General features: G+C 56.0%; 24 protein-coding genes. 11 read left to right on the top strand and 13 right to left on the bottom strand.

Annotation, left to right across the window (positions count from 1 at the left end):
* Positions 1 to 137 precede the first annotated feature (137 nt).
* From glpA to glpC, 3 genes are read left to right on the top strand one after another with little or no spacing between them, the layout of a single operon-like run.
* Positions 138 to 1,766, top strand: a complete 1,629-nt coding sequence (gene glpA / locus KE671_RS19175) for an anaerobic glycerol-3-phosphate dehydrogenase subunit A (RefSeq protein WP_206164169.1) — start codon at positions 138 to 140, stop codon at positions 1,764 to 1,766.
* Positions 1,756 to 3,015: a glycerol-3-phosphate dehydrogenase subunit GlpB gene (gene glpB / locus KE671_RS19170; protein ID WP_206164168.1), complete on the top strand. Its 1,260-nt coding sequence runs from the start codon at positions 1,756 to 1,758 to the stop codon at positions 3,013 to 3,015. The genes glpA and glpB overlap by 11 nt, the downstream gene beginning before the upstream one ends.
* Positions 3,012 to 4,202 carry an anaerobic glycerol-3-phosphate dehydrogenase subunit GlpC gene (gene glpC / locus KE671_RS19165; RefSeq protein ID WP_206164167.1) on the top strand — a complete coding sequence of 397 codons (1,191 nt, stop codon included), beginning with the start codon at positions 3,012 to 3,014 and terminating at the stop codon, positions 4,200 to 4,202. Before glpB ends, glpC begins: the two co-directional genes overlap by 4 nt.
* 38 nt (positions 4,203 to 4,240) lie before the next feature.
* Here glpC and yfaU read toward each other — a convergent pair whose 3' ends face one another.
* The 6 genes from yfaU to KE671_RS19135 all read right to left on the bottom strand — a co-directional run bounded on the left by yfaU (position 4,241) and on the right by KE671_RS19135 (position 10,485).
* Positions 4,241 to 5,044, bottom strand: a complete 804-nt coding sequence (gene yfaU / locus KE671_RS19160) for a 2-keto-3-deoxy-L-rhamnonate aldolase (RefSeq protein WP_206164166.1) — start codon at positions 5,042 to 5,044, stop codon at positions 4,241 to 4,243.
* 25 nt (positions 5,045 to 5,069) lie between these two features.
* A complete protein-coding gene (locus tag KE671_RS19155) occupies positions 5,070 to 6,359 on the bottom strand; it encodes an MFS transporter (RefSeq protein ID WP_206164165.1) in 1,290 nt (429 codons plus the stop codon).
* Between the two features lie 57 nt (positions 6,360 to 6,416).
* Positions 6,417 to 7,622: an L-rhamnonate dehydratase gene (rhmD, locus tag KE671_RS19150; RefSeq protein WP_206164164.1), complete on the bottom strand. Its 1,206-nt coding sequence runs from the start codon at positions 7,620 to 7,622 to the stop codon at positions 6,417 to 6,419.
* Between the two features lie 14 nt (positions 7,623 to 7,636).
* Entirely contained in the window at positions 7,637 to 8,419 is a 783-nt protein-coding gene (locus KE671_RS19145) for an IclR family transcriptional regulator (RefSeq protein WP_206164163.1), read from the bottom strand.
* A gap of 212 nt (positions 8,420 to 8,631) precedes the next feature.
* Positions 8,632 to 9,828, bottom strand: a complete 1,197-nt coding sequence (locus KE671_RS19140; RefSeq protein ID WP_206164162.1) for a nicotinamide mononucleotide deamidase-related protein YfaY — start codon at positions 9,826 to 9,828, stop codon at positions 8,632 to 8,634.
* A gap of 114 nt (positions 9,829 to 9,942) precedes the next feature.
* Positions 9,943 to 10,485, bottom strand: a complete 543-nt coding sequence (locus KE671_RS19135; protein WP_206164161.1) for a YfaZ family outer membrane protein — start codon at positions 10,483 to 10,485, stop codon at positions 9,943 to 9,945.
* A gap of 311 nt (positions 10,486 to 10,796) precedes the next feature.
* On the opposite strand from KE671_RS19135, the gene nudI reads away from it, so the two are divergent.
* Complete coding sequence (gene nudI / locus KE671_RS19130) at positions 10,797 to 11,222, top strand: nucleoside triphosphatase NudI (protein WP_206164160.1); 426 nt, start codon at positions 10,797 to 10,799, stop codon at positions 11,220 to 11,222.
* A gap of 48 nt (positions 11,223 to 11,270) precedes the next feature.
* On the opposite strand, the gene KE671_RS19125 is transcribed toward nudI, so the two are convergent.
* Positions 11,271 to 11,867 carry a histidine phosphatase family protein gene (locus KE671_RS19125; protein ID WP_206164159.1) on the bottom strand — a complete coding sequence of 199 codons (597 nt, stop codon included), beginning with the start codon at positions 11,865 to 11,867 and terminating at the stop codon, positions 11,271 to 11,273.
* Between the two features lie 289 nt (positions 11,868 to 12,156).
* Between KE671_RS19125 and arnB the strand changes: the two genes are divergently transcribed.
* The 7 genes from arnB to arnF are packed head-to-tail and all read left to right on the top strand — an operon-like array spanning position 12,157 to position 19,530.
* Positions 12,157 to 13,296 (top strand): UDP-4-amino-4-deoxy-L-arabinose aminotransferase, encoded by a 1,140-nt coding sequence (gene arnB, locus KE671_RS19120; protein WP_206164158.1) that lies wholly within the window; start codon positions 12,157 to 12,159, stop codon positions 13,294 to 13,296.
* Between the two features lie 2 nt (positions 13,297 to 13,298).
* Complete coding sequence (gene arnC / locus KE671_RS19115) at positions 13,299 to 14,282, top strand: undecaprenyl-phosphate 4-deoxy-4-formamido-L-arabinose transferase (protein WP_206164157.1); 984 nt, start codon at positions 13,299 to 13,301, stop codon at positions 14,280 to 14,282.
* Positions 14,279 to 16,261 carry a bifunctional UDP-4-amino-4-deoxy-L-arabinose formyltransferase/UDP-glucuronic acid oxidase ArnA gene (gene arnA, locus KE671_RS19110; RefSeq protein WP_206164156.1) on the top strand — a complete coding sequence of 661 codons (1,983 nt, stop codon included), beginning with the start codon at positions 14,279 to 14,281 and terminating at the stop codon, positions 16,259 to 16,261. The genes arnC and arnA overlap by 4 nt, the downstream gene beginning before the upstream one ends.
* Entirely contained in the window at positions 16,258 to 17,160 is a 903-nt protein-coding gene (gene arnD / locus KE671_RS19105; protein WP_206164155.1) for a 4-deoxy-4-formamido-L-arabinose-phosphoundecaprenol deformylase, read from the top strand. The genes arnA and arnD overlap by 4 nt, the downstream gene beginning before the upstream one ends.
* A complete protein-coding gene (arnT, locus tag KE671_RS19100) occupies positions 17,157 to 18,812 on the top strand; it encodes a lipid IV(A) 4-amino-4-deoxy-L-arabinosyltransferase (RefSeq protein ID WP_206164154.1) in 1,656 nt (551 codons plus the stop codon). Before arnD ends, arnT begins: the two co-directional genes overlap by 4 nt.
* The gene (gene arnE / locus KE671_RS19095; RefSeq protein ID WP_206164153.1) at positions 18,809 to 19,144 is read left to right on the top strand and encodes a 4-amino-4-deoxy-L-arabinose-phosphoundecaprenol flippase subunit ArnE; all 336 of its coding nucleotides are present in this window, start codon (positions 18,809 to 18,811) and stop codon (positions 19,142 to 19,144) included. The genes arnT and arnE overlap by 4 nt, the downstream gene beginning before the upstream one ends.
* Positions 19,144 to 19,530, top strand: coding sequence for a 4-amino-4-deoxy-L-arabinose-phosphoundecaprenol flippase subunit ArnF (gene arnF / locus KE671_RS19090; protein WP_206164152.1), 387 nt, complete (start codon positions 19,144 to 19,146; stop codon positions 19,528 to 19,530). The genes arnE and arnF overlap by 1 nt, the downstream gene beginning before the upstream one ends.
* A 3-nt stretch (positions 19,531 to 19,533) precedes the next feature.
* Here arnF and pmrD read toward each other — a convergent pair whose 3' ends face one another.
* The 6 genes from pmrD to menD form a co-directional block, all read right to left on the bottom strand.
* Positions 19,534 to 19,797 (bottom strand): signal transduction protein PmrD, encoded by a 264-nt coding sequence (gene pmrD / locus KE671_RS19085; protein ID WP_206164151.1) that lies wholly within the window; start codon positions 19,795 to 19,797, stop codon positions 19,534 to 19,536.
* 98 nt (positions 19,798 to 19,895) lie between these two features.
* Positions 19,896 to 21,266, bottom strand: coding sequence for an o-succinylbenzoate--CoA ligase (gene menE / locus KE671_RS19080; protein WP_206164150.1), 1,371 nt, complete (start codon positions 21,264 to 21,266; stop codon positions 19,896 to 19,898).
* Positions 21,263 to 22,225, bottom strand: a complete 963-nt coding sequence (gene menC / locus KE671_RS19075; RefSeq protein WP_206164149.1) for an o-succinylbenzoate synthase — start codon at positions 22,223 to 22,225, stop codon at positions 21,263 to 21,265. The genes menE and menC overlap by 4 nt, the downstream gene beginning before the upstream one ends.
* Positions 22,225 to 23,082, bottom strand: a complete 858-nt coding sequence (menB, locus tag KE671_RS19070; RefSeq protein ID WP_042317824.1) for a 1,4-dihydroxy-2-naphthoyl-CoA synthase — start codon at positions 23,080 to 23,082, stop codon at positions 22,225 to 22,227. The genes menC and menB overlap by 1 nt, the downstream gene beginning before the upstream one ends.
* Positions 23,083 to 23,096: 14 nt before the next feature.
* The gene (menH, locus tag KE671_RS19065) at positions 23,097 to 23,855 is read right to left on the bottom strand and encodes a 2-succinyl-6-hydroxy-2,4-cyclohexadiene-1-carboxylate synthase (protein ID WP_206164148.1); all 759 of its coding nucleotides are present in this window, start codon (positions 23,853 to 23,855) and stop codon (positions 23,097 to 23,099) included.
* Positions 23,852 to 25,522 carry a 2-succinyl-5-enolpyruvyl-6-hydroxy-3-cyclohexene-1-carboxylic-acid synthase gene (gene menD / locus KE671_RS19060; protein WP_206164147.1) on the bottom strand — a complete coding sequence of 557 codons (1,671 nt, stop codon included), beginning with the start codon at positions 25,520 to 25,522 and terminating at the stop codon, positions 23,852 to 23,854. Before menD ends, menH begins: the two co-directional genes overlap by 4 nt.
* Positions 25,523 to 25,533: the final 11 nt, after the last annotated feature.

Genomic DNA, 25,533 nt, shown 5'->3' with positions numbered 1-25,533 from the left:
ACAGATTTATGACAAATGTTCAGAAAGGCGCACGAAATCACGTTTCATTTTCGAATTATGAGCGAATATGCGCGAAATCAAACAAACCATGCTTTTTATGTGGCTAAATGATAAAAAACGAACTGTGAGGGAAAACAATGAAAACTCGCGACTCGCAAACAAGTGACGTGATTATCATTGGGGGCGGTGCCACAGGTGCAGGAATTGCCCGTGACTGCGCGCTGCGCGGTCTGCGTGTCATTTTAGTCGAACGTCATGATATTGCGACCGGTGCAACCGGCCGTAACCACGGGCTGCTGCACAGCGGCGCGCGTTATGCCGTGACCGACGCGGAATCCGCCCGTGAATGCATCAGCGAAAACCAGATTCTGAAACGTATCGCCCGCCACTGCGTTGAGCCGACGGACGGTCTGTTCATTACCCTGCCTGAGGATGAGCTTTCCTTTCAGGCCACCTTTATTCGCGCCTGCGAAGAAGCTGGCATTCGCGCCGAAGCGATCGACCCACAGCAGGCGCGGATCATCGAGCCGTCGGTGAATCCACAACTGATCGGCGCGGTCAAAGTGCCGGATGGAACGGTCGATCCGTTCCGCCTGACTGCCGCCAACATGCTCGATGCGAAAGAGCACGGTGCCATTATCCTGACAGCCCACGAGGTGACTGGATTGATCCGTGAAGGCGCGACCGTTAGCGGTGTGCATGTGCGTAACCATCTCAATGGCGAAACGCAAACGCTGTATGCGCCGGTGGTGGTTAACGCTGCAGGCATCTGGGGACAGCGGATCGCGGAGTATGCCGATTTGAGCATCCGCATGTTCCCGGCGAAAGGCTCGCTGCTGATCATGGATCACCGCATCAACCAGCACGTCATTAACCGTTGCCGCAAACCGTCCGATGCCGATATTCTGGTGCCCGGCGACACGATTTCGCTGATTGGTACCACCTCAACCCACATTGATTACAACGATATCGACAGCAACCGCGTCACCGCTGATGAGGTCGATATTCTGCTGCGTGAAGGTGAAAAACTGGCGCCGATTATGGCGAAAACCCGCATTTTGCGCGCCTATTCCGGGGTACGCCCGCTGGTGGCAAGCGATGATGATCCCAGCGGTCGTAATGTCAGTCGCGGCATTGTGCTGTTCGATCACGTGAAACGCGACGGTCTGGACGGGTTTATCACTATCACCGGCGGTAAACTGATGACCTACCGTCTGATGGCAGAATGGGCCACTGACGCGGTCTGCCGTAAACTTGGCAATACCCGCCCATGCATCACCGCAGACACACCACTGCCTGGCTCGCAGGAGCCTACGGAAAACACACTAAAGCGCGTGATCTCCCTGCCTGCTCCACTGCGCGGTTCTGCGGTGTATCGCCACGGCGACCGTACACCGGCCTGGTTGAGCCATGGCCGTCAACACCGCAGTCTGGTCTGTGAATGTGAAGCCGTCACTGCCGGTGAAGTGCAGTACGCCGTCGAAAATTTAAACGTCAACAGCCTGTTGGATCTCCGTCGTCGCACCCGCGTGGGGATGGGCACCTGTCAGGGTGAACTCTGCGCCTGTCGCGCTGCCGGATTGCTGCAACGCTTTAACATCACCACCGCCGCGCAGTCTATTACCCAGTTGTCGGACTTCCTCAACGAGCGCTGGAAAGGCGTACAACCTATCGCCTGGGGTGATGCGCTGCGCGAAAGCGAATTTACCCGTTGGGTGTACCAGGGATTATGTGGTCTGGAAAAGGAGCCGCGCGATGAGATTTGATACGGTCATTATGGGTGGCGGTCTTGCCGGACTGCTATGCGGTTTACAGTTGCAAAAGAGCGGCTTACGCTGCGCGGTGGTAACACGTGGTCAGAGCGCCCTGCACTTCTCTTCCGGCTCGCTGGATCTGCTCAGCGCGCTGCCGGATGGGCAACCGGTAAATGACATAACCATTGGTCTGGACGCGCTGCGCGAACAGGCTCCTGTACATCCCTACACCACACTCGGAACACATCGCGTACTGACACTCGCCGGGCAAGCGCAGGCGTTGCTGGCGGCCTCTGGCGCGCACTTACACGGTGAAGTACAGCAGTCACATCAGCGGGTCACCCCGTTAGGTACGCTGCGTTCAACCTGGCTCAGTTCACCAGAAGTTCCCGTCTGGCCGTTGGCGGCAAAACGCATTTGTGTGGTGGGGATCAGCGGGTTACTCGATTTTCAGGCGCACCTGGCTGCCGCCTCTTTACGTCAACACGATCTGGAGGTTGAGACCGCCGAAATCGACCTGCCGGAGCTGGATGTGTTGCGCGATAACGCCACCGAATTTCGCGCCGTGAACATTGCGCGTTTTCTGGATAACGAAGACAAATGGCCCTTGTTGTATGACGCGCTGTTGCCGATAGCGCAAACCTGCGAAATGATCATCATGCCCGCCTGCTTTGGTCTGGCGGATGACAGCCTCTGGCACTGGCTCAACGAGCGCCTGCCCTGTTCGCTCACGCTACTGCCTACGCTGCCGCCATCGGTGCTGGGGATCCGACTGCATAACCAGTTGCAGCGTCAGTTCGTCCGCCAGGGCGGGATCTGGATGCCTGGCGATGAGGTGAAGAAAGTCACCTGTAAAAATGGCGTGGTGAGCGAAATCTGGACGCGCAATCATGCGGACATCCCCCTGCGCCCGCGTTTCGCGGTGCTTGCCAGCGGAAGTTTCTTTAGCAGTGGTCTGATTGCCGAACGCGAAGGTATCCGCGAACCGATTCTGGGGCTGGATGTTCAGCAAGCGGCGACCCGTGCCGAATGGTATCAACGCGATTTCTTTGATGCACAACCCTGGCAGCAGTTTGGCGTCACCACCGATGAGACGCTGCGCCCGTCACTGGCGGGGAAAACCATCGATAATCTGTATGCGATTGGCTCTGTTCTCGGCGGATTCGATCCGATTGCCCAGGGATGCGGAGGCGGCGTCTGTGCAGTCACCGCGTTACATGCCGCCCATCACATTGCAGCACGTGCAGGAGGTGAGCAATGAGTGATACCAGTTTTGAAAGTTGCATCAAATGCACGGTATGCACTACCGCATGTCCGGTCAGCCGTGTTAACCCAGGCTACCCTGGACCTAAACAGGCCGGTCCTGACGGCGAGCGTCTGCGCCTGAAAGATGGCGCCCTGTACGACGACGCGCTGAAATATTGTATTAACTGCAAACGCTGCGAAGTGGCCTGTCCTTCAGATGTCAAAATTGGCGATATTATTCAGCGCGCACGGGCAAAATACGACACCTCCCGCCCGTCGCTGCGTAACTTTATCTTAAGCCACACCGACCTGATGGGGAGTGTTTCTACTCCGTTCGCGCCGGTAGTCAACACGGCAACCGCGCTGAAACCGGTGCGCCAGCTGCTTGATTACGCGCTGAAAATCGATCATCGTCGCACGTTGCCAAAATACTCTTTCGGCACCTTCCGTCGCTGGTATCGCAGCGTGGCGGCCCAGCAGGCGCAGTACAAGGATCAGGTTGCCTTCTTTCATGGTTGTTTTGTGAACTATAACCATCCGCAGCTCGGAAAAGACCTGATCAAGGTGCTGAACGCGATGGGCACAGGCGTCCAGCTGCTGAGCAAAGAGAAGTGCTGCGGCGTGCCGCTGATTGCCAACGGTTTTACCGATAAAGCGCGGAAACAGGCGGTAACCAACGTCGAATCATTGCGTGAAGCGATCGACGTGAAGGGGATCCCGGTGATTGCCACCTCCTCGACCTGTACCTTCGCACTGCGTGACGAGTATCCGGAAGTGCTGGACGTCGACAACAGCGGTCTGCGGGAACATATCGAACTGGCCACCCGCTGGCTGTGGCGGAAACTGGACGAAGGAAAAACGCTGCCGCTGAAAACGCTGCCGCTGAAAGTGGTCTACCACACGCCATGCCATATGGAAAAAATGGGCTGGACGCTGTATACCCTTGAGCTATTGCGCCGCATTCCGGGGCTGGAACTCACGGTACTCGACTCTCAGTGCTGCGGAATTGCCGGCACCTACGGCTTTAAAAAAGAGAACTACCCCACTTCGCAAGCTATCGGCACGCCACTGTTTAAACAGATTGAAGAGAGCGGTGCGGATATCGTGGTGACCGACTGCGAGACCTGCAAATGGCAAATCGAGATGTCCACCAGTAAACGCTGCGAACATCCGATTACCCTGCTGGCGAAAGCATTAGGTTAAGTGTGTGGCCCGGTGGCGCAAGGCCACCGGGCGTTTTCTTAATAGCTACTTTTCACCGTTTTTCCTGTCGGGACAGACTTAAACATCGCCAGCCGTTGGTCCAGCGCGTCGGTATACAGCATGGTATCGACGCCGACGGCAACAAAGTTCGCCCCCCACTCCAGACATTTCTGCGCCATGAGTGGATCGACGGCGAGAAAGCCCGCCGCTTTTCCGGCTGCGCGAATGCGCTGGATGCTCTCTTTGATCATTCGCTGCACCTCCGGATGTCCGCTGTTATCCGGATAACCCAACGACGCAGAAAGATCGGCAGGACCAATAAATACACCGTCAATCCCGTCCACGTCGAGGATCGCATCCAGATTATCCAGTGCGGCTTTACTTTCGACCTGCACCAGCAGACAGAGTGACTCATTGGCCTGAGCCATATAGTTATCAATACGTCCCCAACGCGCCGCGCGCGCTACGCTTGCCCCGACGCCGCGCTCCCCCACGGGCGGATAACGGGTGGCGGCCACCACCTGCCGTGCCTGTTCTGCGCTATCCACCATCGGAATTAACAGCGTTTGAGCGCCGATATCCAGCACCTGCTTAATCAGCGCCTTAGCACCTTCCACCGGGCGGATCACCGGCTGACTGTTGTAAGGGGCTATCGCCTGTAACTGATGATAGAGATCCTGCACCGTATTCGGCGCATGTTCACCGTCAATCAGCAGCCAGTCATAACCCGACGTCGCGGCAATTTCCGCCATGTAAGAGGTTGTCGAACTCAGCCACAGTCCGATTTGTACTTCCCCTTTGCGGAGCGCGTCCTTAAAAGGGTTTACTAACAATGCGTTCATAATGATCCTTACAACATGGATAAAATTATTGATGCGCAGCACCCGGTTGCGACGCGGGACGGTTCACGCTCAGCGTGAAGATAATCAACGAACCGATAATGGCGACGCCTGCCAGCGTCAGCAGCCCTGCGGCATCGCTGGCAAACATCGTCTCCGCCTTCACGCGCAGGATGGGCGCAATAAACCCACCCACCGCGCCAAACAGGTTCACGAAACCGATGCCCGCAGCCAGCGCTGTGCCGGAAAGCAGTTGGGTCGGCATGGTCCAGAACACCGGTTGTACGGCGATAAAACCGATAGCCGCCACGCAAAGCGCCAGAATCGCCACCATCGGAGACGCCAGACCGGATACACCAATACCAATCCCCGCCGCCAGCAGCGTCAGCGCAGCGACATTACGGCGTTCACCTGTACGGTCGGAATAACGAGGGATAAGCCAGGTCCCGAACAGGGCGGCAACCCACGGAATGGCGGTAACCACCGACGCCGTGAAGCCCACTTTGGTTCCCAGCAGCGCCGCAACCTGGGTCGGCAGGAAGAAAATCAACCCGTACACCGCCACCTGAATCGTCAGATAGATAATCGCCAGTTGCCAGACGCGTCCGTTACGCAGAGCATCCGAGAGTTTTGACGTGGTTTTCTTCTCTTCTTCGCTCGCCAGTTGGCTAATGAGCGCCGCTTTCTCATCAGCGCTGAGGAAACGCGCCTGTTGCGGGGTGTCATCCAGCCAGAAGAAGGTGAAGACCCCGGCGCCTACCGCCAGCAAACCTTCGATAACGAACATCCAGAACCAGCCGGGATGGCCCATAAAACCATGCATCTCCAGTAGCGCGCCGGACAGCGGCGATCCCAGCGTCAACGCCAGCGGCGCCCCCATGTAAAACAGTCCCATGATGCTGGCGCGGTTACGCTGCGGGAACCATTGTGAGGTGAGATAGATCATACCTGGGAAGAAACCGGCTTCCGCCGCCCCCAGCAGGGTACGGATAATCAGGAATTTCGCCTCGGTATCCGCCCACGCCATCGCGGCAGACAGGAATCCCCACAGCAGCGTGGTGGTGCCAATCCAGGTTCTGGCCCCCAGTTTGCGCATCAGCAGGTTAGCGGGCACGCCGAGAAAGGCATAAACCACAAAGAAGATCCCTGCACCAAGCGCGTAGGCCTCATTGCTCAGCCCGGTATCAATCTGATAGGTCTCTTTGGCAAAGCCAATGTTTGATCGGTCCAGAAACGCCAGTACATACAGTGCCAGCATAAACGGGATCAAACGTGCGCGGTTTTTCTTCACCACGCCGTCAAGAAGAGTAGTACTCATAGCAAGATCTCTCAAAGAAATGAGGGCGTTGCCGCCGCTGCGGCAACGCACAGGTCATTAGTGGCTATAAGGGCGTTTCAGATTGCAGTCGCGGTTAAGCTCGACGCCAAATCCCGGTTTATCCAGCACGGACTTATGGATGCGGCCCTTCACCGGCACCGGCTCATCCAGCAGAATCGGGTCAAACTGCGGCCGCATCGTTGAGCAGTCCGGACTGGTCATCAGGAACTCACTGAACGGTGTGTTGGTGAAAGTAATGACCGCATGATGCGAATAGACCGACGAGCCGTGCGGCACAACCAGTTGTCCGCGCGATTTCGCAATCGCCGCAATCTCGACCAGCGTGGTCAGACCGCCGCACCAGCCGACATCCGGCTGCATAATATCGATACCGGTTTCCGCCAGTGTGCGGAAGGATTGCAGCGTACCGTGGTGCTCACCGCTGGTGACCATCATTCCTGCCGGCGCATTGCGTTTCAGTTCGCGATAACCTTCATATTGCTGCGGCGGTAAACACTCTTCGATCCACTTCAGGTTAGATGGCGCGCAGGCGTGTGCCAGCTTCGTGGCGTAATTCACGTCCTGACTCATCCAGCAGTCCAGCATCAGCCAGAAATCCGGGCCGCACTTCTCACGCATCTCCGCCACCATCGCAGCATCTTTGCGGATCCCCGCATCGCCATCGTGTGGTCCCCAATGCGTCGGCATTTTGCCGCCAATGAAGCCCATCTCTTTTGCCAGATCCGGCCGGGCCCCGGTGGCATAGAACTGAATTTCATCGCGTACCGCGCCGCCCAACAGTTTGTAGACCGGCAGGCCGACCACTTTGCCAAACAGATCCCACAGCGCCAGATCGACGCAAGAGATGGTGTTCATCACCAGACCGCCAGAGCCCGAGTAATACATGGTCGCACCGAGCATCTGATCGTGAATGAGTTTGATATCGCTAACGCATTTCCCTTCAATAAAACGATTGAGATGCTTTTCAACGATAAAACAGCCCATCTCCCCTGCGGTGGAGACCGCAAACCCCGTTTGTCCGTTTTCGGCCTCGACTTCGACAATCAGCGTCCCCAGCACGTTAATGCCAAACGACTGGCGCGACTGTTCGTACTCACGATATTTACTCATCGGCGTGGCGATGTGATCGTCAATCCAGTGGTTCGCCCCCTGGTCGTGATAATCGCCGCCGCCGGCACCTTTTTCTGCCGTAGCGCCACCGGTAAACCAGGCGCGAACATGTTTAATTTTGGGTAGGGTCATGATGTTCTCCATTATTATGATGCGAGTGAATCGAAGGGACTTTTCCATCCCAACAGACGTGAAATATCCTTCGCGCAGGCAATGGCTTTGCCGGCAAGATAATCACGATTCTCTTCGTTGATTTCTAAGCGGGTGCCGACCACCGAAATGGCAGCGGCGGGTTCGTTATTTGCATTAAAAATGGGTGCAGCAACGCAGCGTACATCCGGATAATCTTCTCCGTTATCGAAGCTCCAGCCGCGCTGGCGGATGCGTTCCAGTTCATCACGGAGTTGCTGCGGTTGGGTGATCGTGGTGGGAGTCGCCTGTTCCCATACCAGTTGATCAATAATGGCGTTGCGCGCGGCGGGGGGTTGCCACGCCAGCAGACATTTACCAATGCCAGAGCGATACAGCGAAAGGCTTTTCCCTTCATGGGAACGCACGCTGATGGTTGAAGACGATTCCACCTTCAGGATGTAATACGCGCTTTCATGGTCGATGATCCCCAGATGGCAGAGCAACCCCGTTTCATCCATCAGTTGCGTCAGGCGTGGGCGCGCCAGTTCACGCAGATCCATTTTGCTGAGCGCATGGCCGGAGAGTTCCACCAGCTTCGTCCACAGACAAAAGTTCTCCTGATGATCGACGCTGATAAAACGCTGGCGTTTCAGTTCACTCAACAACAGGTATGCCGTACTTTTAGGAATACCCAGCGTTTCGATAATCGTGGCGGCGCTACAGGGGCCAATTCGCGCAATCAGATTGAGAATATCAATGGCGCGGGTGAGCGCCGGGACTTTGCTTGATTCCAACATACTGGACTCCAGTCTGAGATACTGGAATTAGTGTGGTCGGTCGTGCCAGGTAAATTTGTGAAGCACGTCATGTCGCGTCTTTCTTCCAGCAGAATGGAGAAATTACGTGCAAAAATGCGAGGTGAATCACGGATTTTTTCGCGGGGAGTACAATGGGTTGGACAAAAAGAAAATCAGCCCGAAAAGCAGAAGCGCTATCGGGCGATTGAAGACTACAGCGTCAGAGATTCAACCACGTCAATCCAGCCATGCTCGCTGGCAATATCCTGTTCGTTGAACCAGCGACGCAGCATGTTAAGCGCCATCATCGCACAGACCTCCTGACGGACCAGCAGGCTGTGACGGGTGACGCTAAAATGTACGCGCAGGGCAAACGTCCCGTCCGGGGTTGCCAGCGCAAAGTTCAGGTGATCGTTTTCCAGCCCGGAGATCGCCAGCGCCAGCCCGGCGTAGTGGTTACCGCGCCGTTCTGTCGTCCAGTGCGCGGTCTGCGCCAGCGTCTCTTCCTGTGAAGGCACCACTTCACTGGCCAGCAGCGGCGCGCCTACGCGGGAGAGCTGCAATGCCACCAGCCCGCCGGTGAACTGTTCGCTCAGCGTCAGGCTGAGCTGCCTTTTCTGCAACTCGCGGGCGATTTGCAACGGAAGTCCCTCGGTACCTTCAAAAATCAGGCTTTGACCGGCAACGCGTTTGACCTCCTGCCACAGACTACGCATCGCTTCGCGCTGGACATACGGTCCGGTCAATTTCAGCTCGATAATCGGCATCGAGGAACGGTAACCCAGCGTCACCCCCTCCGGTAATGAAAGCGAGTCGAGGCTTTGCGCCAGATCGCTTTCCGAACGACCAAAGGTGGTCAGACGCAGGCACAGCGGCGGCTCGGAGAGAGAGAAACGCTCACGCAGGCGCGGCAAGATCTCATGTTCCACCATCACTTTAAATTCTGACGGTACGCCCGGCGTAAAGAACATCAGACAACGATTGAGCTGCACGGCAAAGCCACAGGCGGTACCGACGGGATTATTGATGAATTCAGCGCTGGCAGGCAGTTCAGCCTGTTTGCGATTGCTGGGCGCCATCACTCTGCCGCGTTCGCGGAAGAATCGTTCCATCTCGGCAAGCCAGGCTTCGTGCAGAACCAGCCCTTCCCCTTTCGCCGTCGCCGCCGCAAGCGCGCTGAGATCGTCACTGGTCGGCCCCAGCCCACCGTTGACGATCAGTACGTCAGCATGCTGGCTGCGCTCGCGCAAAATGGCGACCAGATCGTCGAGGTTATCGCCCACCGTATTACGGCGGGTCAAGGGTAATCCCTGATTAAAGAAAAAATCGGCCAGCCAGGCAGCATTCGTGTCGACGATTTGCCCGTGCAACACTTCATCCCCGGTGGATAACATCTCCACGTTTAACATCGTGTTCTCCTGCTTTTATGATGAAAATACTATAACGCAAAGGGGGAAGCGGCGTGGTAGAGAAATATCAGGAAGGGAATAAAAGTGGCGCGGCAGAAGGCCGCGCCGCCAAAATTAGAAGCTGGCGTTGACCCCAACATACGGGCCGTCGGCAATGGCATTATCGCGATTGCCATCTTTACCCGCCAGATTCAGGTAGCGATAGCCTGCTTCGATGCTAAGCGGACGCATGATCGTCAGACGCGCTCCGGCATTCGCCTCTTCATAGCTCTGGATCCCGCTGGATAACGAGTCGGGAGAGTAGTAGTACTCGCCGAACAGGCGGAAACTGTCGCCAATTGGCCATTGTAATCCGCCGCCAACCGCAGCAGCATAACCTTCATCACTGTCGTTCGGGTTGGTATAGACTCCTTTGCCGCCCACCGTAGCCATCAATGGACCGAGCGGAAGATTCAGCCCCAGTCCCAGACCCGCGACGTCACCGTCGTCATCGCTGTGCATCCAGTTACCGCTCAGCGCCAGTCCCGTGGACTCTGTGCCAAAGCCGACGCCAATATTGGTATATTCTTTACCCGCCTGACCGCTGATGCTCATTGCACTCGCAGAGGCGGAAATGAACAGCATTCCAGCTATTCCAAATAAGACACTTTTTTTCATTTTTACCCTTTCCAGCAAGCAAATGCGTAAAGTTCCACAAAACCGCAGGATTGTACTGTCAGGGCTTAAGGAATCAATGAGCTAAAAAAGCGATCGTGCGACATTTTGTAACTAAATAATACCGTACAGGAGAAAGAAGAGTCTCATTAACCCGCATTACCGTTCAGGAAGACACTCGGATGCTATTTATTATTTATAACTATCCCTTGCTGCACATTCACGGCGCGAATAGAAAATAAACATTTTCTCTGCTGTTCCCAGGGGATAAACTTTTCCCTGCTAATCCCTCCTCTTCTTCAAGGAACATTACCGTGCGTCAAAGGACTATTGTTTGCCCCTTAATACAGAATGCCGGAAGTTATCTCCTGTGCCAGATGGCCGACGACCGGGGCGTTTTCCCGGGTCAATGGGCGCTGTCTGGTGGTGGCGTTGAGCCAGGGGAACGTATTGAAGAGGCCCTGCGCCGTGAGATTCGCGAAGAGCTGGGCACTGAGCTGGTTCTGACGGATATCAAACCCTGGACCTTCAGCGATGATATTCGTACCAAAACCTACCCCGATGGCCGTCAGGAAGAGATCTATATGATTTACCTGATTTTCGACTGCACCGCCGCCAATCGTGAGGTGCATATCAACGATGAGTTTCAGGCGTTTACCTGGGTCAGGCCGGAAGATTTAGCGAAATATGATCTGAACGTTGCGACAGTGAAAACCTTAACGCTGAAAGGGTTATTGTAATATCTGATGACAGCCATCACGGCTGTCATTCTTTATTTATAATATGGATTAGCGTGACACCAGTTTACCGTCAAGGAATAATTTCCCCTTGTCAATGTGCATCACCAGTCCGTCCAGATAATCCGGGGTCAATTTAACGCCACGCATATTTTTTGCCAGATATGTCAGACAATGATTATGAGTAAAAATCACCACGTCTTTATTTTCCGACTTATTAGCTAAGCGCTCAATAGCCTGATATGTTCCCCGGCCACAGGCATGCATACCTTTATCCACCGTTAGCTTTTTATCCGCAGAAAACCAGGTCGCTGACTGAATGGTACGCACCGTATCGCTGGCATACAGATCGTAGTCTTTTATTTCTTTACCAAACGCGACACCCAACGCGCGGGCTTGCTTCGCGCCCCGTTCGGTAATGCCTGTTATATCCGACAGACAGGTATTGTCTGACCGATCGCAGCGCTCCGCATGACGAAACAGCACCACCACCGGATGCTGTTTTGCCAGTACCGCCAGAGTACGGGTATCGATTGCCGGCAATCCGTTACTGCTCCAGGCGAAATGGCTGCCCAGCCCTACCATCATCACCAGCGCCGAGAACAGAATAATCGTATATTTTTTGTATTTGATAAAATATGGGGACATGATAAACACATTAAACTCCACCCGTTAACGGCGAACAGAAATATAACCTTGCGGCGTACCGCTTAATCAAAGGCATGATCGTTTAGGTGGGCAAAATGCCCGAAAACTGCGGCCAACGCAAATGCAATATGAGGAAAAAAGGATATATTTCCATAACGTTAAATTCTTAAGGTTAAATTAATATTCAGCCATTACTATTTAGCGCTAACTGGATAATTCTCGTTTAGCCTCCTGTTTATGACTTAATAAATAAGAGGATCGCAGTATCCAAATGGCTAAAGGAAATATAATGTCTGATTTTCTGCCTTTCTCTCGCCCGGCAGTAGGTACGGAAGAACTTGCCGCAATCAAAGCGGTCCTTGATTCCGGATGGATAACAACCGGCCCGAAAAATCAACAACTGGAAGAGGCCTTCTGCCAGTTGACCGGAAACCACCACGCCATTGCCGTCAGTTCCGCCACGGCAGGTATGCATATCGCTCTCATGGCGCTGGGAATCGGTGCCGGCGATGAAGTCATCACCCCGTCAATGACCTGGGTCTCCACCCTGAACATGATTGTGCTGCAGGGAGCAACCCCGGTGATGGTGGATGTCGATCGCGACACGCTGATGGTCACCGCTGAACACATTGAAGCCGCCATTACTCCGCGCACGAAAGCCATTATTCCCGTCCACTACGCTGGCGCACCGGCCGATCTGGATGCCATTTATGCCCTTGCGGAACGTCACGGCATTACGGTTATCGAAGATGCTGCCCACGCGGTCGGGACTTATTATAAGGGCCGTCATGTCGGCGCTCGGGGCACCGCGATTTTCTCCTTTCACGCCATCAAGAATGTCACCTGCGCAGAGGGAGGACTCATTGTCACCGATGACGAGCAACTCGCCCGGGAGTTACGTAAGCTGAAATTCCACGGACTGGGCGTCGATGCCTACGATCGCCAGACCTGGGGTCGCGCGCCGCAGGCGGAGGTGCTGACGCCAGGCTACAAATACAATCTGACCGACATTAACGCAGCGATGGCGCTGGTTCAGTTAGAGAAACTTGAGACATTCAACCGTCGTCGGGCATCCATCGCCCACGCGTATCAACAGGCGCTGGCCGATCTACCGTTTCAACCGCTGAGCCTGCCGCTCTGGCCCCATGTCCATGCCTGGCACCTGTTTATTATTCGTGCCGACGAAACTCAGTGCGGTATCAACCGTGACGCGCTGATGGAGGCGCTCAAAGCTCAGGGGATCGGGACCGGTTTACATTTTCGTGCAGCACACACGCAGAAATATTACCGCGAGCGCTTTAACACCCCGTCGCTCCCCAATACGGAATGGAACAGCGCACGTATCTGCTCGCTACCGCTGTTTCCTGATATGACCCCGGCGGATACTGCTCGTGTCATCACCGCACTTCGCCAGATTGCAGGAAAATAACCATGTTTGACTCTCTTCCGATTACGAAAGTATCGGTGGTGATCCCTGTCTACAACGAACAGGAAAGCCTGCCGGAACTGCTCAGGCGAACCACTACGGCCTGCGAGAGTCTGGGAAAAGACTATGAGATCCTGTTGATTGATGACGGCAGCAGCGACCACTCCGCGCAATTATTGATCGACGCATCAGAAGCCGAAGGCAGTCATGTTGTTTCGATTTTACTGAATCGCAACTACGGGCAGCATTCCGCCATCATGGCAGGGTTCAGCCACGTCACCGGCGACCTGATCATTACGCTCGATGCCGATTTGCAAAACCCTCCGGAAGAGATCCCACGTCTGGTGGCAAAAGCCGCTGAGGGGTATGACGTGGTTGGCACCGTGCGCCAGAATCGTCAGGACAGTCTGTTTCGCAAGACCGCTTCGAAGATGATCAACCATCTGATTCAACGAACGACGGGTAAAGCGATGGGTGACTACGGCTGTATGCTGCGCGCCTATCGCCGTCACATTATCGATGCCATGTTGCATTGTCATGAGCGCAGCACGTTCATCCCGATTCTGGCGAATATTTTCGCCCGACGCGCCACGGAGATCCCTGTTCACCACGCTGAACGTGAATTTGGTGACTCCAAATACAGCTTTATGCGCCTGATTAACCTGATGTACGACCTGGTAACCTGCCTGACGACAACGCCTCTGCGCATGCTAAGCCTGCTTGGCAGCGTCATTGCCGTTACGGGATTTACCCTGTCGATACTCCTCGTCATTCTCCGCCTGACGCTGGGACCACAATGGGCGGCAGAAGGGGTGTTTATGCTGTTTGCCGTTCTGTTTACCTTCATCGGCGCGCAGTTCATTGGGATGGGATTACTCGGCGAATATATCGGTCGAATTTACAACGATGTTCGCGCCCGCCCCCGCTATTTCGTCCAGCAAGTTATTCGCCCGGAAAGCCCGTACTCTGCAAAGGAAAATCAACAATGAAAGCCGTTGTCTTCGCGTATCACGATATGGGATGTCTGGGCGTTCAGGCCGTGCTCGACGCCGGTTATGAGATTGCCGCTATTTTTACGCATGCGGATAATCCGGGAGAAAACGCTTTTTTTGGCTCCGTTTCTCGCCTGGCCGCTGATGCGGGGATCACGGTCTACGCCCCTGATGACGTCAACCACCCCATCTGGGCTGAGCGTATCAGTCAACTCGCTCCCGACGTTATTTTCTCATTCTATTACCGTCATCTGCTCAGCGAGACGATTCTGGAACTGGCTCCGGCCGGCGCATTCAACCTGCACGGTTCCCTCCTGCCGAAGTATCGCGGTCGCGCCCCGCTGAACTGGGTGTTGGTGAATGGCGAAAGTGAAACCGGCGTGACGCTGCACCGCATGGTCAAACGCGCCGATGCAGGCGCCATTATCGAACAACAGCGTGTCGCTATTTCGTCTGACGATACGGCTCTTACGTTACACCATAAGCTTTGCCAGACCGCTCGACGGGTGCTGGAACAGGCATTGCCCGCTATCAAACGCAAAGAGACGCGCGACGTTGCGCAGAACGAGAGCGAGGCAACGTATTTTGGTCGCCGCACACCTGAAGACAGTTTCCTGACGTGGAACCTACCGGCAACGACGCTGCACAACATGGTGCGGGCGGTCGCGGCCCCCTGGCCGGGCGCGTTCAGCTATTCCGGTACGCAAAAATTCACTCTCTGGTCATCCCGCGTCCACCCGCAAACCCATACCGCGCAACCGGGTACTGTCATCTCCGTCTCCCCTCTGCTGATCGCCTGTTCCGAAGGCGCGCTGGAAGTTGTGACCGGAGAAACAGGCAACGGTATCACGGTGCAAGGCGCGCAGTTAGCACAAATCCTCGGACTGGTTGCAGGTTCTCGTTTAAACACCCCATCGCTGGCTGCCAGTAAACGCCGTACCCGCGTGCTGATCCTCGGCGTGAATGGCTTTATCGGCAACCATCTTACTGAACGACTGCTGCGCGAAGACCACTATGAAATTTATGGTCTGGATATCGGCAGCGATGCGATTGGTCGTTTCCTCAACCATCCGCGTTTTCATTTTGTGGAAGGCGACATCAGCATTCACTCTGAATGGATCGAATATCACGTTAAGAAATGTGATGTTGTGCTGCCGCTGGTGGCCATTGCCACGCCTATTGAATATACCCGCAACCCGCTGCGCGTCTTTGAACTGGATTTTGAAGAGAACCTGAAAATCATCCGCTACTGCGTGAAATACCGTAAGCGCATCATTTTCCCATCGACTTCCGAAGTGTACGGGATGTGCACCGACAAGGTTTTCGATGAGGACAGCTCGAATCTGATTGTCGGACCGGTCAATAAACCCCGCTGGATTTACTCAGTGTCCAAACAGCTTCTCGACCGCGTCATTTGGGCCTATGGCGAAAAAGAAGGGCTGCGCTTTACCCTCTTCCGTCCGTTCAACTGGATGGGGCCGCGGCTGGACAGTCTGCATTCCGCACGAATTGGCAGCTCACGCGCCATTACGCAGTTGATCCTTAACCTGGTGGAAGGTTCACCGATTAAGCTGATTGAAGGCGGAAAACAGAAACGCTGCTTTACGGATATCCGCGACGGTATCGAAGCGCTGTACCGGATCATTGAAAACGCGGGCGGCCGCTGTGACGGTGAAATCATCAACATCGGTAACCCGGAAAACGAAGCCAGTATCAAAGAGCTGGCGGAAATGCTGCTGGAAAGTTTCGACAAACATCCACTGCGCAATCATTTCCCTCCGTTTGCCGGCTTACGGGTGGTTGAGAGCAGCAGCTATTATGGCAAAGGCTATCAGGATGTGGAGCACCGTAAGCCCAACATCCGTAATGCAAAACGTTGCCTGGACTGGGAGCCTGGCATCGATATGCGCGAAACGGTCGACGAGACGCTGGATTTCTTCCTGCGCAGTGTGGATCTCAGGGAACATTCATCATGACAAAAGTTGGCTTGCGTATTGATGTCGATACCTTCCGTGGCACCCGCGACGGCGTACCACGCCTGTTAGCGTCGTTGAGCCGATACCGCATTCGGGCAAGTTTTTTCTTTAGCGTTGGACCTGACAACATGGGACGCCATCTCTGGCGCCTGATTAAACCGCAGTTTCTGTGGAAGATGCTGCGCTCAAACGCCGCGTCTCTTTACGGCTGGGATATTCTGCTGGCCGGCACCGCCTGGCCGGGAAAAGAAATCGGCCGCGCAAACGCAGAGATTATCCGTGAAGCGGCGCGCCAGCATGAAACGGGGCTGCACGCCTGGGATCACCATGCCTGGCAGGCTCGTAGCCCTCAGTGGAGCGAACAGCAGCTGATCGCTGATATTTCACAAGGGATAACCGCCCTGGAGGCGATCACCGGCAAGCCCGTGACCTGTTCAGCCGTCGCGGGCTGGCGCGCCGACCAGCGCGTGGTTCTCGCCAAAGAGACATTTCCTCTGCGTTATAACAGCGACTGTCGCGGCCGGGCACCGTTCCGTCCGGTTCTCGGGGCTGATGCGTTTGCTACGCCACAAATTCCGGTTACGCTGCCCACATGGGATGAAGCGGTGGGTCGCGAGGTTCAGGCGGAAGATTACAACGACTGGATCCTCTCCCGAATGCAGCGGGATACCGGTACGCCGGTGTACACCATTCATGCCGAAGTCGAAGGCGGTGCCTGGCACAGCCAGTTTGAGGAACTGCTCCAGCGTGCGGCCGATGCGGGCATCACTTTCTGCCCGCTTGGCGAACTGCTACCTGACGATCGCAGTACCTTGCCGCCGGGAGAAATTATTCGCGGTAACATCGCGGGAAGAGAAGGATGGTTAGGCTGCCAGCAAGCGATGAGTCTCATTCGATGAAAAACACCCGCTATTATCCGATCCTGGCCGCGCTGATCGCGCTCTGGTACATCATCCCCATCAACCTGCGCCTGTTATGGCAACCGGATGAAACGCGCTACGCCGAGATCGGTCGTGAAATGCTGGCCTCTGGCGACTGGATCGTCCCCCATCTGTTGGGCGTGCGTTACTTTGAAAAACCGATTGCCGGGTACTGGATCAACAGCATCGGGCAGTGGCTGTTTGGGGTGAACAACTTCGGCGTTCGCGCTGGCGCGATATTCGCGACGCTGGCCACCGCCGCGCTGGTGGGATGGCTCGCCATGCGCATATGGCGCGATACACGTACCGCCCTGCTGTCGACCATCATCTTCTTGTCGTTATTTATCGTCTACGGGATCGGCACCTACGCGGTACTCGATCCGCTGATTGCGCTCTGGTTGATGGCGGGACTGTGCTGCTTCTGGCAGGCGATGCAGGCCACCACCAGGCAAGGAAAAAGCGTCGGATTCCTGCTGCTGGGGGTCACCTGCGGGATGGGCGTCATGACGAAGGGCTTCCTGGCGCTTGCGGTACCGGTACTCAGCGTGCTGCCGTGGGTCGCCGTGCAGAAACGCTGGAAAGATCTGTTCCTCTACGGCGGATTAGCGATCATCAGCTGTATCGCCGTCATTCTGCCGTGGGGGCTGGCGATCGCCCAACGGGAACCTGATTTCTGGCACTACTTTTTCTGGGTCGAACATATCCAGCGTTTCGCGATGGATGACGCCCAGCACAAAGCGCCGTTCTGGTACTATCTGCCGGTGCTGATCGCCGGAAGCCTGCCGTGGCTTGCGCTGCTTCCCGGGGCCTTAAAGACCGGCTGGCAGGCGCGCGATGAATCACGCAGCGCGCTCTATCTGCTCGGTTGGGTAGTGATGCCGCTGCTGTTTTTCAGCATCGCGAAAGGCAAATTACCGACCTATATTCTGTCCTGTTTTGCCCCGCTCGCCATACTGATGGCGAGATACGGATTGAACGCGGCGGATAAGGGCGTTGCCGCGCTGCGCATCAACGGCTGGATCAATATTCTTTTCGGCGTCATCGGGATTATCGCCACGCTGATTGTCTCGCCGTGGGGACCGCTGAAATCGCCGGTCTGGATGCACATTGAGGTGTACAAGGTCTTCTGTTCGCTGGGCATTTTTTTCCTGTGGGCCCTTTTCGGCTGGTATACGCTGACGAATACCGAAAAAAGCTGGATTTACGCCGCGTTGTGTCCCGCAGCACTGGCGCTGTTGTTTGGTTATTCCGTCCCCGATCGGGTAATGGAATCCAAACAGCCCCAGTTTTTTGTCGAAATGACCCGGGAAAACCTGGCGCCAAGCCGCTACATTCTTACCGACAGCGTAGGCGTCGCCACCGGTCTGGCCTGGAGCCTGAAGCGGGACGACATCCTTATGTATGGACAAACCGGCGAGCTGAAATATGGCCTTAACTATCCCGATGCCAAAGGCCGGTTCATCCGCTATGCCGATTTTGCGGACTGGCTCAGCCAGCACCGTCAGGAGGGAATTATTACGCTCGTGCTCACCATCGCGAAGGATGAAGACATCAACCGCCTTGCCATTCCGCCTGCCGATAAGATTGATAATCAGGGGCGTCTGGTACTGATTCAGTATCGTCCCAAATGATCTGGCTGGCGTTAGTGCTGGCCAGCCTGCTCAGCGTCGCAGGGCAGTTATGCCAGAAGCAGGCTACGCTCCGTGTGCCGACAAGCGTGCGCAGACGCCATATTTTTCTGTGGCTGGGACTGGCGCTGGCCTGTCTCGCCCTGGCGATGATCCTGTGGCTGCGGGTATTGCAGAACATACCCGTGGGTATCGCTTACCCAATGCTCAGCCTGAACTTTGTCTGGGTCACCCTGCTGGCATGGAAAATCTGGCATGAACCGGTGGCGCTTCGTCACTGGCTGGGCATCGTCCTGATCATCAGCGGTATTTTTATTCTGGGGAGTGCGGCGTAATGGGATTACTGTGGGGATTATGCAGTGTGATCATCACCTCCGTCGCGCAACTGTGCCTGGGCTTTGCAATGACGAACCTGCCGCCGATGGTGCAATGGCAAACGTTTATTCCTGCGCTGTTCTCCTTCCAGACGGGTACCCCCGCACTTTTGGCAGGCTTAGTGGGCTATTTGCTGTCGGTTTTCTGCTGGCATAACGCGCTGCATCATCTCGCACTGAGTAAGGCGTATGCGCTGCTCAGCCTGAGTTATGTGCTGGTGTGGATGGCGTCGATGATCTTACCCGGCTGGCAGGGCACGTTTTCCCTGAAAGCGCTGTTGGGCGTATTGTGCATTATGACCGGACTGATGCTCATATTTCTGCCCGCACAGCGGAAAAGGTGCTGACGATTATGGATTCCCCAGCAGCGTCTTCAGGCGCGCCCACTCGTCGCAGGTATAGCTCCGGGCATCCAGAACCTTTACCGTTCTCCTGGTGTCACGGTTGACGGAATACAGAGCATCCTTCAACGGGGAAAGAATATCACCGGCATTCACAATAATGTCAGACTGAACTTCAGCAATCATTTTGAGTGAACCACCAGCATCACTCAACACTAATGCCTGCTTCCCTGACGTTTTGTCATAGCATGACTTCTTCACCTGCCACTCCATTGCATACCTTTACTTATCAGGAACGTTTACATTACGTTACACAGTAGCAAATAAACAAAGTGGCAATGAGCATCAATTGATAAAGCTGAGAAGTGGCATTAATGATTTTTTAATGTTCCGTTTACCCAATCAATAATGGCCCGCCGGGATATCTTGATCCCGCCATTTTTCAGTTCCGCAGGCAAAGAAAACCAGCGAACCGGCTGCTGGAAGCGTGCCAGTTTGTCTTTCACCCAGTCGCTGAGATCGATCTGGGCAACATCGGCGTCATATTCAACCACCGCCACCGGACGATGACCAAATTCAGCATCTTCAACCGGGACGATAAACGCCTGTAGCACATGCGGATGTGTCACGATAACCCGTTCCACCTCTTCCGGCTGAATCCCCTCACCACCGCTAAAAAAGAGGTTATCCAGACGTCCGGCGATGGTCAGCTTTCCGCCATTAAGAACGCCGCGATCGCGTGTGGCAAACCAGCCTTCATCGTTGGTCAGCGGAATCAGCTTACCGTTTCGCCAGTAGCCTTCCGCCATACTGGCCGCTCGCAGCCAGACTTCATCATTCACAATTCTGACTTCTCGTCCCGGTAAGGGCATACCGACATCAGCCAGACCATCCGCCTCTTTCGCACACACCGTCGAGGCAAACTCCGTCAGACCGTAACCACACCAGCAGCGAATTCCACGTGTGCGTGCCTGCTCGGTTAACGCCACCGGAATCGCGGCTCCTCCCAGCAAAACCGCTTTCAGCGCCACCGGCGTCTGGTTCACCAGCAGTCGCCAGAGTTGCGTGGGCACCAACGAAGCATGCGTACATCCGGCCAGCATCTGTTCCAGCGGCTGTTTTTCCCGCACGGTCATCCGCGCACCGGCCACTAGCCATCGCCACAGAATCCCCTGTCCAGAGACATGGAACAACGGCAGAGAGAGCAGCCAGTCATCCTCTTTTGCCAGCGGCATTAGCGACAGCACGCCTTCAGCACTGGCAAGATGCGCCTGGCAGGTGTGGACCGCCGCTTTCGGTTGACCGGTCGAACCGGAGGTCAGCGTCATGGAGCTCAAACGCTGCGGTTGCCAGTCGACGGCATGCTGGCCATCTGCGTTCAGGCAATCCAGCGAGACCAGAAAGGGAAAGGGATTATCCCCCTCCAGATCCAGCGCAAACTGCAGCGTAAGATCGGGCAACAGGGTCGTCAGCAGGGAATGAGGAAGCTGCGGGTTGACCGGCAGGATCCTGGCCCCACACTGTAACAGCGCCAGCCATGCCAGCAGTGTCTGTGGATGATTCCAGGCGCGCAGCATAACGCCGCAGCCTTCGGTAACGCCCTGCGCGGCAAAACCGCTTGCCAGGGCATCAATACGGGTACAGAGCGTGCGCCAGCTTAGTCCCTCATCATTCAGGCGTAAGGCCGGCGCATCTCCCTGAACCTGCCGCCAGTAACGCCACGGCCAGTCTGGAAAGGTCATCGCAGTTTTTCCAGGGATGCGTCGTCAATCAATGGCAACGGACTACCCGGCCAGCAGCGGATCTGCTGCGCCTGCATCAGACTCAGCGTATCCAGTCCCGGAATGGTATCTGGCGTCAGCCACGCGGCAATGCGTGCCAGTTGCGTCAGGCCCAGGCTCGACTCGATGGACGAACTGATCACCGCCGTCAGCCCAAGCGCATGCGCCGCCTGTACCTGTTCGCGTACTTTTTCCAGCGAACCGGTCAGCGTCGGTTTGATCACCACCGCACGAACGCCCTCTTCGGCCTCAAAAACAAAATCAGCGTCACGCAGACTCTCGTCCCAGGCGATGGCAATCCCGGTTTCCCGGGCGAAGGCACGCGAGTCGTCGCGCGTTTTACATGGCTCTTCGAGAAAAGCAATGCGGTTGCGGTAGTCCGGGTTCACGTACTTCGCGAACTGCTGCGCCTTCAACGGCGTCCATGCCCGGTTGGCATCCAGACGCAATCGTAATTCCGGGATCGCCTCCAGCAGCAGGTTGACAACCATGCCGTCCCGCACGGCTTCGTACAGTCCAACTTTCACCTTCGCCACTTTTTCGCCGGGCATGTCCGCCAGTTGCAGGACCAGATCGTCCGGATCGCCGGTACACAGCGGTGCTGCCCGATAATCCGCGGCTTCAGGCAACGTTCCGGCGATTTCCGCCAGCGCACAGCTGACGCCAAAAGCCACGGAAGGCATCGTCGGCAATGCGTCGTCTCCCTGCAGCCAGCCGTCAACCCAGGCCAGCAGCGTAGTCTGCGCTTCTTCCTGGGTTTCCTGACTGAAGCCCGGCAGCGGGGAAATCTCTCCCCAACCCTGACGCTCACCGTCGTGAAGTCGGACATACAGCCCGTCACGCGTTTTTAACCGCCTGTCGCGCAGAACCACCCCCGCGTCCATGGGGATCTGCCAGCGGTATACCTGCGCGCTACGCATTACGGATTCCGTTTGAATTTGCTGAAATCAGGCTGACGTTTCTGGTTAAAGGCATTACGGCCTTCCTGACCTTCTTCCGTCATGTAGAACAGCATGGTGGCGTTACCCGCCAGCTCCTGCAAACCGGCCTGACCATCACAGTCCGCGTTCAGCGCCGCCTTCAGGCAACGCAGCGCCATTGGACTGTTTTGCAGCATTTCACGACACCAGCGCACGGTCTCTTTTTCGAGTTCGGCCAGCGGAACAACGGTGTTAACCAGCCCCATATCCAGCGCCTGTTTGGCGTCGTACTGACGGCACAGGAACCAGATTTCTCGCGCTTTCTTCTGCCCAACGATCCGCGCCATGTAAGACGCGCCCCAGCCGCCATCAAAGGAACCGACTTTCGGGCCGGTCTGGCCGAAGATGGCATTTTCTGCCGCAATCGTCAGGTCACACATCATGTGCAGCACGTGGCCGCCGCCGATGGAATAACCTGCCACCATCGCCACGACCGGCTTCGGACAGGTACGGATCTGGCGCTGGAAGTCCAGCACGTTCAGGTGATGAACGCCGGAGTCATCCTGATAGCCGCCGTAGTCGCCGCGAACCTTCTGGTCGCCGCCGGCACAAAAAGCCTTGTCGCCTGCGCCAGTCAAAATAATCACGCCCACGTTATCGTCATAACGGGCATCTGCCAGCGCCTGGATCATCTCTTTGACGGTCAGAGGACGGAATGCGTTGCGCACCTGCGGACGATTAATGGTGATTTTTGCGATACCGTCGGTCGATTTCTCATAGCGAATGTCAGTGTAGCCTTCAGAGCAATCTTGCCATTCTACCGGTGCGTAAAGCATTGTTTCATCAGGATAGATCATAGTGTGTCCTTAAGTCAGAGACGCAGAATCTGAGCCAGACAGTCCACCACGCCCGCGGGGTTTTCCCGATGCGCGTTGTGTCCGGCGTTACGAATCACATGGCGGGTCGCCGCTAGCTCCGTCGCGAGTGCGCAGAATTTGCTGTCACGTTCACCACATAAATAATAAAACGGAAATGCGCGCGCGTTCAGCGCTGCGCGTAAATCAGGCTGGACCGCCAGCGAGGTGGCTTCCAGCATGGCTGCCAGCGTTTCACCGTTATTCTGGCTACGCAATGCAACCAGCGTTTCTCGTTGCTGCGCGTTAAGCGAAGCAAAAACCGGCTGCTGATACCAGTCCGCAAACACGTCAGCCAGCGTGTCACGGCGAAAACGCTCTGCCCAGTGATGGTCTGAATTTCGCCGAGCGTCGCGTTCAGCATCGTTTTGCAATCCCGGATGCCCGCCTTCAACCACCAGACCGCATAGTCCGGGCATCGCCTGACAGGCCGCCATCATCGCCACTCTGCCACCGAGGGAATATCCCACCAGCCAGTAGTTCAGGATGTTGTAACTAAGAAGGGTATTGCGCAGTAAGGCAAGCACATCGGCGAATCCGCTGACGCGAATCTCCGCCGATCCGCCGTGACCGGGCAAGTCGACATACAGACGGGAAAAGCTCGTAAGCTGCTCGCCAACCGGCTGCCACTCCTGGGCGTCACCTGAAAAACCGTGCAGAAAAACCAGCCAGGGTGAACCTGGCTGCGCGTCTTTTGCCTGCGCGTGCAGGATCATAAATGGCTTACCTGCGCCAGGAGCTGTTGCAGGGTTTGCGCGCCGTCGGTGTCGTTGACCACCAGTTCAATCACCGTGGTCGCAGGAGTACGCCATGCACCAGCCAGCGCCGTCTCCAGTTCATCCCAGCTTTCCGGACGATGATACTTGAGGTTAAACATGGCGGCTGCGTGTTCAAAATGAACGTTTTGCGGCATCAGATAGAAGCGTTCACGCTCGCTCTGCGGCGTGGGCAGCAGCGAGAAAATCTGCCCGCCATTATTGTTCACCACAATGAGTACGAACGGCGCGGAAACCTGGCGCAGCAGGGCTAATGCGTTGAGATCGTACAGCGCCGATAAATCGCCCACAATCGCCAGCGTCGATTTTGCGCTGGCGCGCTGCACGCCTGCGGCCGTCGATATTAAGCCATCAATACCGCTGGCTCCACGATTGCTGTAAACCGGGTAACCCGCCGGGAGTTTTGTCAGCGCATCAATCAGGCGCACCACCAGGCTGTTGCCAACAAAGAGCTGCCCCTGCTCAGGAAGATAGTCGCAAATACGATGAGCCAGCTGCGCTTCACCAAAGGTATCCCGACGCGCCACCACGGCCTGCCAGGCCTGCTCCGCCAGACGCGGGATGTCTACACACCACGGCTGACGTTTTTCTGCCGGATGCAGTTCCAGCCAGTTGGCGATTTTTGCCACCAGACGGCGACCGCGATGGTGCGCCGGATCCAGGCGCCCTTCGATGTTATCGACAATCCAGTATTCTTGCGGCTCACAGCTTGCCTGCCATTGCAGCAGGCGCTTCCCGGTCAGGCTACTGCCCAGTTGCACCACAATCTGCGCCTGCTGCAGTTCTGTTACTGCCTTCGCATTGCCGAGCCAGAGATCGGCACAGGGGAGCGGCTGTCCGGTTTGTGACAGCACATCGCCAATCAGCGGCCAACCCAGCGTCTGTGCCCACTGCGCGACGTGTTTACCCTCTTCCGCGCTCATTCTCCCGGCGACGACGACACCTCGTTTTTGCCGCCAGAAGAACCAGTCGCGCTGTTTGTCACTTTCCAGCCTACGCGCTTCGCGCAGCCAGGGCTTATCATCCTGCCACCAGTCACCGAGGCGCTGTTGCCAGGCCAGTCCGGTTTCGTCCATCTCACCATACAGCGGCTCAGCAAACGGGCAGTTAATATGAACCGCGCCAGCATGCAGTGAGGCCAGCGCATTATCGATGGTCGATACCAGCCAACGGGCCGGAATATCCTGCGTTGGGCGTGGAAGGGAAAGCGTTTGTGACGGATGTGACGCAAACATGCCCGCCTGGCGAATTGCCTGGTTCGCGCCGCAGTCAATCAGTTCAGGGGGACGATCGGCCGTCAGCAGGATCAGTTTCTCACCGGTCAATCCCGCTTCAATCAGCGCCGGATAGAGGTTAGCGACCGCCGTACCGGAGGTCACGATCACGGCTACAGGCTGTTTACTTACCTTCGCCAGTCCCAGCGCCAGATGCCCCAGACCACGCTCGTCAAAATGCGTGTGGTGAATAAAGGCCGAATTTTCCGCCGCCGCCAGAGTGAGCGGCGTTGAACGAGAGCCAGGGGCAATGCAAACATGCCTGACGCCGTGACGAGTTAATGCTTCCAGAATGACCGCCGCCCAGCGTCGGTTAAATGCGCTTACTGACATGAGATTGTCCG

Origin of the sequence: Citrobacter amalonaticus (assembly GCF_018252635.1) — a bacterium.
Classification (GTDB): Bacteria; Pseudomonadota; Gammaproteobacteria; order Enterobacterales; family Enterobacteriaceae; genus Citrobacter_A; species Citrobacter_A amalonaticus_E.
Note: the sequence above shows the minus strand (reverse complement) of the source record. Positions and strands in the feature narration are given on the sequence as shown.